This window comes from Streptomyces lonarensis (assembly GCF_012033735.1).
In the GTDB taxonomy this organism is placed as follows: domain Bacteria; phylum Actinomycetota; class Actinomycetes; order Streptomycetales; family Streptomycetaceae; genus Streptomyces; species Streptomyces lonarensis.
The window spans coordinates 23,158-31,721 of record NZ_JAAVJD010000040.1 but is presented as its reverse complement, the minus strand read 5'-3'; the positions used below and the strand labels follow the sequence as shown (position 1 = coordinate 31,721).

General features: G+C 74.4%; 8 protein-coding genes. 4 read left to right on the top strand and 4 right to left on the bottom strand.

Annotation, left to right across the window (positions count from 1 at the left end; genetic code table 11):
- Positions 1–141: 141 nt before the first annotated feature.
- Both HCN56_RS26280 and HCN56_RS08105 read right to left on the bottom strand, forming a co-directional pair.
- The gene (locus HCN56_RS26280) at positions 142–492 is read right to left on the bottom strand and encodes a chorismate mutase family protein (protein ID WP_245246376.1); all 351 of its coding nucleotides are present in this window, start codon (positions 490–492) and stop codon (positions 142–144) included.
- Entirely contained in the window at positions 489–1,334 is an 846-nt protein-coding gene (locus tag HCN56_RS08105) for a class I SAM-dependent methyltransferase (protein WP_167968817.1), read from the bottom strand. Before HCN56_RS08105 ends, HCN56_RS26280 begins: the two co-directional genes overlap by 4 nt.
- 226 nt (positions 1,335–1,560) lie before the next feature.
- Between HCN56_RS08105 and HCN56_RS08100 the strand changes: the two genes are divergently transcribed.
- From HCN56_RS08100 to HCN56_RS08085, 4 genes are read left to right on the top strand one after another with little or no spacing between them, the layout of a single operon-like run.
- Positions 1,561–3,075: an ABC transporter substrate-binding protein gene (locus tag HCN56_RS08100; RefSeq protein WP_312871127.1), complete on the top strand. Its 1,515-nt coding sequence runs from the start codon at positions 1,561–1,563 to the stop codon at positions 3,073–3,075.
- On the top strand, positions 3,072–4,052 hold the full coding sequence (locus HCN56_RS08095) for an ABC transporter permease (protein WP_312871126.1): 981 nt from the start codon (positions 3,072–3,074) through the stop codon (positions 4,050–4,052). The genes HCN56_RS08100 and HCN56_RS08095 overlap by 4 nt, the downstream gene beginning before the upstream one ends.
- Complete coding sequence (locus tag HCN56_RS08090; RefSeq protein WP_167968815.1) at positions 4,049–4,870, top strand: ABC transporter permease; 822 nt, start codon at positions 4,049–4,051, stop codon at positions 4,868–4,870. The genes HCN56_RS08095 and HCN56_RS08090 overlap by 4 nt, the downstream gene beginning before the upstream one ends.
- A complete protein-coding gene (locus HCN56_RS08085; RefSeq protein ID WP_167968814.1) occupies positions 4,867–6,324 on the top strand; it encodes an ABC transporter ATP-binding protein in 1,458 nt (485 codons plus the stop codon). Before HCN56_RS08090 ends, HCN56_RS08085 begins: the two co-directional genes overlap by 4 nt.
- Positions 6,325–6,555: 231 nt before the next feature.
- Here the strand turns inward: HCN56_RS08085 and HCN56_RS08080 are convergent, their stop codons facing one another.
- Both HCN56_RS08080 and HCN56_RS08075 read right to left on the bottom strand, forming a co-directional pair.
- Positions 6,556–6,828 (bottom strand): ferredoxin, encoded by a 273-nt coding sequence (locus HCN56_RS08080; RefSeq protein WP_167968813.1) that lies wholly within the window; start codon positions 6,826–6,828, stop codon positions 6,556–6,558.
- Positions 6,825–8,543, bottom strand: a complete 1,719-nt coding sequence (locus HCN56_RS08075) for a (2,3-dihydroxybenzoyl)adenylate synthase (RefSeq protein WP_167968812.1) — start codon at positions 8,541–8,543, stop codon at positions 6,825–6,827. Before HCN56_RS08075 ends, HCN56_RS08080 begins: the two co-directional genes overlap by 4 nt.
- Between the last annotated feature and the right edge of the window lie 21 nt (positions 8,544–8,564).

Sequence of the window (8,564 nt, the reverse complement as noted above, 5' to 3'; positions counted from 1 at the left end):
GGGCGGGAGCGCCCGCCCGTGGCGCCGACCGCGCCGGAACCTGACCGGCGACCGGGCCCGGCCGACTGACCGCCGCGGGCAGCCGACTGTCGGCGGGCGTCGCCCCCCGGGGCGCGCCGGGGCGGCGCGCGCCGCTCACAGCTACCGGCGTCCCCACTCGGTCAGCAGCAGCCCGAGGGCGGCGCCGCCGCGCCCGAAGGCGGCGTGATAGCGCCGCAGAACCGCGTTCTCGCGGGCCAGTTCGACGGCGGGCAGCCCGGCTGTCCGGCGCTGCGCCGCCAACGCACGGGCGGCGTCGGTCCGCAGGCGGACCAGGTCGATGACGGCCTCGTCGAGCGCCTCGATGCGCGACTGCAGTGCCGCCGCCGTCTCGCCCGGGGGTGGCGCCGGGACAGCCTCCGTGAGCGGTACGTGCGCGAGGCGGTCGCCGCGCGCCCGGCGGTCCGCGCGGACGGCGGCAGGGGCTGGGCCGCGGCCGGTCTCCCGGTTCAACGGACGCCGGTGACCAGCAGCGCCGGGTGCACCAGGTAGTAGCCCGGTTCGTCCACGACGTACTCCGGCCCGCCGGGTCGCAGCAGCGCCTCGACCCGTGCCAGGTCGTCGTCGCTCATGCCCGCTTCCCGTCCTCTGGAGCGCGCCGCGGCCAGCAGCTCCGGCCAGACGATCCTCTCCAGGTAGGGGCGGACGGTGGGGTCGTCATCGACCGGGAAGCCGATCCGGGGCAGGACGTGGAGCCGCACGTCGGTCAGGCCCGCCGCGCGCATCCAGTGCACGTGCCGGGCATAGTGGTCCGGCCCGTCTGCGGGGATGCCCCAGTTGAGTTCGGATGCGGTCAGCAGCCGGCGTTCCAGTTGTGCGTGGCCGGGCAGGAACGTGGCGTTGTAGTAGTTGCTGGTGAAGAGGGCGAGCACGCCGCCCGGAGCCAACGAGTCCGCCAGTTCGGCGACGGCCCGTCCGGGATCGGGGACGTTGCCGGGCCAGATGACGTCGCCGGCCCAGATCGCATCGAACCGGTCGCCCGCGGCCGCTCGGGCAGCGACCCGCATGAGATCCGCCGGCTCGAAATGCACGCGCTCGAGGACGCCTTCCGCCTCGGCGTGGCCGCGTGCAAGCGCGAGGGCGTCCTCGTTGCGGTCGACGGCCAGGACCCGGCCCTCCGGGCCCGTGGCACGGGCGAGCGCGACGAGGCCTCCTCCCGCCCCGGTGCCGACGTCGAGGACGCGTCGTCGCTCTTCCAGTCCCAGCCGGGCGACGGCCTGCTCGACCACGGGGGCCATGAAAGCCCTGTTGACCTGCAAGTACGTGATGATTCCGACCTCTTCGCCATGAGCCATGGACGGCAGAGTATCTGAACATCGTTTTCAAGTAAACCGTATTGAAAACGATTATGGTTTGCATATGATGGCCGGTGAGATGGCGAACCGGCCGGTGACCGCCGTCGCGTCGCCGCGCTACCCGTCCGCCCGTGGGCGCCCCGGCGCAGCGTCGCCCCCCGGGGTTCGTGCCCCTTCGGCTTCCTCACCGAGAAGCCCGTACCGCCCACAGCAGCAAGGAACCACCGTGAGTGAACTGTCCCGTAGAGGCTTTCTGGGGATCGGAGCCGTGGCCGCGGTCGGCCTGTCCGGTCTGCTGGCGGCCTGCTCGGCCAAGCCCGACGCTCCTGCCGGGAGCAGCGCCGCAACCACGCTCCGCGCCGCGTTCGCCGGCGGTGGATCGGCCGAAACGCTCAACTACTTCGTGGGCCCCACCGCGCTCGACTTCGTGCGCGCCCGCCTCGTCCACGCACCGCTGGGCGCCATCGACCCGGCGCAGCCGGACGGCGTCAGCCTCGGAGCCCTGGAGTCGATCGAGGTCGACGACGACCTGACCTCCTACACCCTGCGGCTGCGGGATGACATCAGCTTCTCGGACGGCTCCCCGGTCACCTCCGACGACCTGCTGTACTCCCTCCGCGCCCCCGACGCCCTGCAGGGGCTGCCGTTCACCCGGCTCGTCGGACGCGGCTTCGACCTCGCCGCCGCGGAGACCACCGACGCCCGCACCCTGCGGCTGCCCACCGTCACCCCCATTGCCGACGGACGGCTGCTGCTCTGCCAGAGCATGCTGGTCATCAAGGACGGCACGACCGAGTTCACTCCCGCCACCCCCTCCTGCGGCCCCTACCTCATCGAGGGCTTCGAGCCCGGACGGCAAACCGTCCTGCGCCGCAACCCGGATTGGTTCGGGGAAGAGAACGGACCCGACGAGATACACCTGCTCTCCGTCAACGACGCCGAAGCCCGCGTCAACGCCCTGCGGAGTGACGGCGCCGACTTCGTCAGCGGGGTGTCGCCGTACAGCGCCCAGCTACTCGCCGAGGAGAACGGATTCACGGTCAGCGCGGGCGAGGCGCCCTACCTCTCCAACCTGCGCTTCGAGATGAACCTGGAGCACGAGCCCTTCCGCGACGAGCGGGTGCGCCGCGCGTTCCGCCTCGCGGTCGACCGTCAGGCCATCGTCGACACGGTCTACTTCGGACGGGCCGCGATCGGCAACGACGTGCCCGCCATCGGCTTCCCGAGCTACGACTCCTCGTTGGAGCAGCGTTCCCACGACCCGGACGAGGCGCGGCGGTTGCTGCGCGCGGCCGGTCACGACGGCATGTCCGTCGAACTGACCGCCGGGCCGGAACTCCCCGGCATGGTCGAGACGGCCACCCTCGTCGTCGAGAACCTGCGCGAGATCGGCGTGCGGGCGACCCTGGTGGAGCTGCCCGCGGGGCAGCTCTACGCGGACTACGAGGCGTACCAGCAGCTCCCCTTCGCCGCCGGCTACAACCCGCCCGCCCCCTTCGAGGCCAACCACACACCGGGCGCCCTCCCGGAGGTCGACACGCTGGTGGCGACGGCTCGCAGCGCACCTGACGCGGCGCAGCGCACCGATGCCTCGCATCGCGCCCAGCGGTTGCTGTGGGAGCAGGGCAACCAGATCATCCCCGTGTTCGTCCCCACGGTGGACGCCCACACCGACCGGCTCAGCGGCGTGCGCCACCTCCAGTTCCCCGACCTCTCCGCCGCGCGTCTCGCTTCGGCGTGACCCGCTTCCTCCTGGCGCGTCTCGGCACCGCGCTGGCGACCATGGCAGTGCTCTCGGCCGCCCTGTTCCTGGCCACCGACGCGCTGCCCGGAGACGCGGCGGGCGCGGCAGCGGGCGCGGACGCCACCGCCGAGGAGCGGGCCGAACTCCGCGAGAGGCTGGGCCTGGACCGGCCCGTCGTCGAGCGGTACCTGGCATGGTTGGGGGCCTCGCTCACCGGCGACCTGGGTCGGTCCGCCGCGGCCGGGCGGCCGGTGGGTGAGATGCTCGCCTCCCGGTTCGGGAGCTCGGTACTGCTGGTGGCGACCGCAGTCGTGTGCATCGCCGTGGCCGCGACGATGCTCGGAATGCCGGCAGGTCTGCGGTCGGGGCGGCCGGTGGACCGCCTGGTGTCGTCGGGGACCGTGACTCTCCTGGCACTGCCGGAGTTTCTGCTGGCGACCGTCCTGCTGGCCGTGTTCGCCCACGGCGCCGGGCTGCTTCCCGCGGTGTCGCTGATCCCGCTGGGTGACAGCCCGTGGCAGCATCCGCAGGCGCTGGTCCTGCCCGTAGCGAGCCTGTTCCTTGCGGGAGTGGGGATCGCCACGCGACTGCTGCGGGCCGCGGTGGCGACCGCGGCGGAGAGCCCCGCGGTGGAGCAGGCCCGGCTCTCCGGCGAGAGGGGGCTTCGCCTCGCCTGGTCCTACGTGCTGCCGGCCGCGGCCGCCCCCGCCGTCCAGGGGCTCGCGGTCACCACCGCCGGTCTGCTGGGCGGCAGTCTGGTGGTGGAGACCCTGTTCGACTACCCCGGGGTCGGCAGTGAGCTGGCGCGGGCCGTCGCCTATCGGGACACCGCCGTCGTGCAGGGGTTCGGCCTGGCACTCGCCGGGACCGCCCTGCTGGTGCTCCTTCTCGGTGACCTCGTGTCCGGCCTGCTCGACGTGCGGTCACGTTCCGCGGCCGTGACCGGCGGCCGCGGCGAGCGGCGGCTCCGGTGACCCGCGCCGGGCCGCGGCTGCTGCTGCTCGTGCCCCTGGTCCTCGTCACCGCACTGGCGCTGGTCGGGCCATGGCTGCCGTTGTCCTCCCCGACGGAACGGATCGCCGCGCCCTTTCAGCCTCCGGGGGCCGGCCACCTGCTGGGCACGGACTTTCTGGGGCGGGACGTCCTCGCGAGGACGGCACACGGAGGGCGCACCCTGCTGCTGCAGGCACTGGCGGCGACCGCGCTCGGCAGCGCCGTGGGGCTGCTGATCGGAACCCTCGCCGGCCTGGCCCGCCGCGGCCCCCTCACCTGGCTGCTGCGGCTGGTCGACGGCGTCGCGGCCGTCCCGGGCCTGCTGGTCGTGCTGCTGATAGCCGCAGGCAGCCCCGGCAGCGACCTCGCCGTGCTCATCGCGGTGACCCTGGTCAGCCTCCCGTTCTCGGTGCGCGTCATCGGCGCGGCCACCGCACGGCTCACCGAACTCGGGTACGTGCGGACGTCGCTGGCGCGCGGCGACGGCAGACTCGACGTGGCCCGGCGCGACATCCTGCCCAACATCGCCCGCGAGGCGTGGGCCGAGGCGGGGCTGCGCTTCATCGCGGCCACCCAACTCTGCGCCACCGCGGGATTCCTCGGGCTCGGTGCCCCCGCCCCCGAGGCCAACTGGGGCCGGCTGGTCCGGGAGAACGCGGCGGGTGCCGCCGCCCAGCCATGGGCCGCGCTCACCCCGGCGCTCCTGCTGGTGCTGCTGGCACTCGGCACCACGCTGCTCGCCGACCGCCTCACCGCACCCGCCCGTCCGCAGCCCTCCCAGCAAAGGACAGTCCTGTGAGCCTCGTCGATGTCACGCGGCTGGAGTTGACCTCCGCCGACCGCTCGGTGCTCGCCGACTGCTCGTTGACGATCCGCCCGGGCGAACGGGTCGGCCTGGTGGGCCGCTCCGGGTCCGGCAAGACTGCCCTGGCTCACGCCCTGTTCGGACACACCCGGACGGGTATCGCCCGCACTGGAGGTTCGGTGCGGGTGGCAGGCCACGATCCCTTCACCGCCGCCGGCGCGCGCCGGGTCCGGGGCCGCGCCGCCGCCTACGTGCCGCAGGACTGCGCGAGCGCCCTGCCCGCCGAACGAAGGATCGGGTGGCTCCTGGACCGGGCGGCGCGCCGGGCGGGTGTGCCGAGGGCGGGACTGGCACCTGCCCGTGACGCGGTCATGGGCAGCCTCGGGCTCGACCCCGGCCTCGCGCGGGCCTTCCCGCACCAGGTCTCGGGAGGGCAGGCGCAGCGAGTCGCGCTGGCCACCGCCCTGCTCGCCGGGGCGGAACTGCTCGTGCTCGACGAACCCACGAGCGGCCTGGACCCCCGCGCCGCGGCTGACCTCGTCCGACTGCTGCGTCGGGGGACCGGCGCAGTGGCGATGCTCTTGATCAGCCACGATCACGACATCGTCGCCGAGGTGACGACCCGCCGGCTCGCCATGGAGAAGGGAGGCCTCGCCGTCGGACCGTCGGACCGCCCCGCCCGGCCCTTCTCACCGCCGGCTCCGGCGCCTGCCGCCTCTCCCCGCCGGTCTGCCGAACCGCCCCGCCCAGGTGGTGCCGCGCTGCTGCGTGCGGAGGGGATCACCGCCGGACACGGGGCCGAGCCGGTGCTGCGGGGGACCGACCTGGAACTGCGTGCGGGGGAGTGCGTGGCCGTCATGGGGCCGTCCGGAGTGGGGAAGACGACGCTGGCGCGGGTGCTCGCGGGCGGCCTGGCGCCGGACGCCGGTCGGCTGTGGCTGCGGGAGGAGCCGTGCCCGTGGCCCGTCACCCGCCGACGCGGGGGTGACAGGCTGCTGGTGGCCCACGTCGACCAGGACAGCCGCGGTGCGCTCAACCCGCGGGAGACCGTCGCCGTCGCGCTGCGCCGGGCGCGCCGCGCCGCTCTGCGGCGCGGTCTCGTTCCGGAGCCCGCGGCTGAGCTGCTGCGGGCCGTCGCGCTACCGGCCGCGTCTGCCGGGCGAGTGCCCGGCGAACTCAGCGGCGGGGAACGGCAGCGGGTGAACCTGGCGCGCGCCCTCGCGGCGGCACCGCAGGTGCTGCTCTGCGACGAGGTGACCGCCTCGCTCGACCCCGACACCGAGCGGCGGGTGCTGGCGCTGCTGGCGGAACTGCGGACCGAGCGGGACCTCGCCGTTCTGCTCATCACCCACAGCGCGGCGGTCGCCGCCACCGCCGACCGGGTGCTGGAGCTGCGGCACGGCCTGCTGGTGCCGGCCGTCCGCCACCGGGACCGAGAGCGTGTTTGAGACCCCACGCCGGGCCGCGACGCCGGCTACGGCCATCTGCTGCGTTGTCGGGAACGCCCGAATACAACCCGGTATGAGGGCGCCCCTCCGGCGTGCAGCTGACGCATCCGTCGCCGCGAGCTGATCCGACGCGGGGTCTCAAACACGCTCTGAGCGGCGCGGGTCGCCGGCGGGCACGGCCGGGCCGCGGGGTGTCCGGACGGCGGCCCGCATCACCGGCGCGGCGCGCTCCTACGCCGGGGGCCCGTCGCCGAGTGCGGGGCCGCGGTCGCCCGACAGCCCGATGGCCCGGGCGGGGCAGCGGTCCACCGCGTCGCGGACGTCGTCCAGTTCGCCCGGACCCGGGGCGGGCGTGAGCACCACCACCAGGCCGTCCTCGGTGCTCTGGTCGAAGACGGACTCCGCGGCCAGCACGCACTGGCCCGAGCCGACGCAGGCGGTGCGGTCCACGAGGACACGCGCGGCGGCCCCCGCCGGCGGGGCGGACGACGGCTCCGGGGTCACGGCTTCCGCCCCGGCCCGCCACCGGCGGCGTCGGGGGTGCCGTTCTCCTGCAGCCGCTGCCGCAGCGCGTTCTTGTCGATCTTCCCCACCGGGGTGAGGGGAAGCTCGGTGACCTCGTGCACCCGGTCCGGGGCCTTGTAGGCGGCCAGTCCGCGGTCGCGCAGGAAGCGGGCCAGTTCCCGCACCGAGGGGGCCGGACCGTTGCACACCAGGAACGCCGCCGATCGCTCGCCGAGCTCGGTGTCGGCCACGGCCACCAGGGCCGCCGCCTCCACCGCGGTATGGGCCAGCAGGTGGCCCTCCACCTCGGTGGCGTCGATCTTCTCCCCGCCCCGGTTGATCTGGTCCTTGGCCCGGCCCACCACGCTCAGGTGTCCGGTGGGCAGTCTGCGCACCAGGTCGCCGGTGCGGTAGAAGCCGTCCGGGGTGAAGTGGCTGCCGGCGAGTTCCGGTGATCGGTAGTAGCCGCGCAGCGTGTAGGGGCCGCGGGTCAGCAGTTCTCCGGTCCGTCCCTCGGCCACGGGTGTTCCGTCACCGTCGACCAGCAGCACCTCGTCACCGGGGGAGACCGGTCGCCCCTGCGTGGTGCAGACGATCTCGTCCGGGTCGTCGAGGCCGGTGAGGTTGAGAAGCCCCTCCGCCATACCGAAGACCTGCTGCAGCCGGCAGCCGAGCGAGGGGCCGACCCGGCGGGCGAGGTCGTCGGCCAACCGCGCGGCACCCACCTGGAGAACAGCGAGGGAGGACAGGTCGTGTCCGCCCACCTGTGCCTCACGCAGCCAGTGCGGCACCAGCGGCGGGTTGACGGCCGTGATGGTCACGCCCTCCCGGTCGACCAGCGCCAGCGCGGTGGCGGGGTCCGGACTCGGACAGACCACGACGGTGCCCCCGGCCTGCAGGGTGCCCAGGATTCCGGGGCAGCTCATCGTGAAGTTGAAAGCGATCGGCAGGACCGCGAGGTACACCGAGGCGGGCCCCAGCCGGCAGACGTCGGCTGCCGCGCGGGCGTTGTAGCCGTAGTCCTGGTGGGTGCGCGGGATGAGTTTCGGTGTTCCCGTCGTCCCGCCCGACAACAGCAGCAGCGCGAGGTCGTCGGCGGCCACCGGCGCCTCCGCTGGCACGGGGCGGGGCGCCTCACCGCCCAGCAGGCTTGCGAACGGCACCATGCCGACGTGGCCGCCCGGGTCGCCCACGACGACGGTGTGCTTCAGCGCCGGGTGGGCGGCGGCGAGTTCGGCCGCCGGCCGGCGGTGGTCGTACCGGGCGTGCCGCTCGGGGAAGACGTAGCCGACCGCCCCGGTCACGCGGGCCAGGTGGGTCAGCTCCTGCCGGCGGTGTCCGGGCAGCGCGTGGACGGGCACCGCACCGAGCCTCTGGAGCGCGAACCAGAGCAGGACGAACTCGGCCTGGTTGGGCAACTGGACGATGACGCGGTCGCCGCGGCGCAGCCCGAGCCGGTACAGGGAGCCGTGCAGTTCGGCCACGTCCGCCGCCAGCCGCGCGTAGGTCCAGCGGCGGGGGCCGTCGACCAGCGCGATCGCGTCCGGCCGCAGGGCGGCTTGGCGCGCCGGAATGTCGCCGAGCAACTCGTCTCGCCAGTACCCGGCGGCGCGGTATCGCTCCCCGGTCTCCGCGGGCCAGCCGGGCCAGTCGGGGGAGGGCGGCCGATGCTGTCCCTCGGGTGAGTCCGGTGTCGTCGCTGGGGTCGTGGTCATGCGTCCTCTCCGCGGTCGGTG

Coding starts and splice junctions, on each gene's coding strand:
- HCN56_RS08105 (WP_167968817.1), bottom strand. CDS start 1,334: ATGGCTCATGGCGAAGAGGTCGGAATCATCACGTACTTGCAGGTCAAC.
- HCN56_RS08075 (WP_167968812.1), bottom strand. CDS start 8,543: ATGACCACGACCCCAGCGACGACACCGGACTCACCCGAGGGACAGCAT.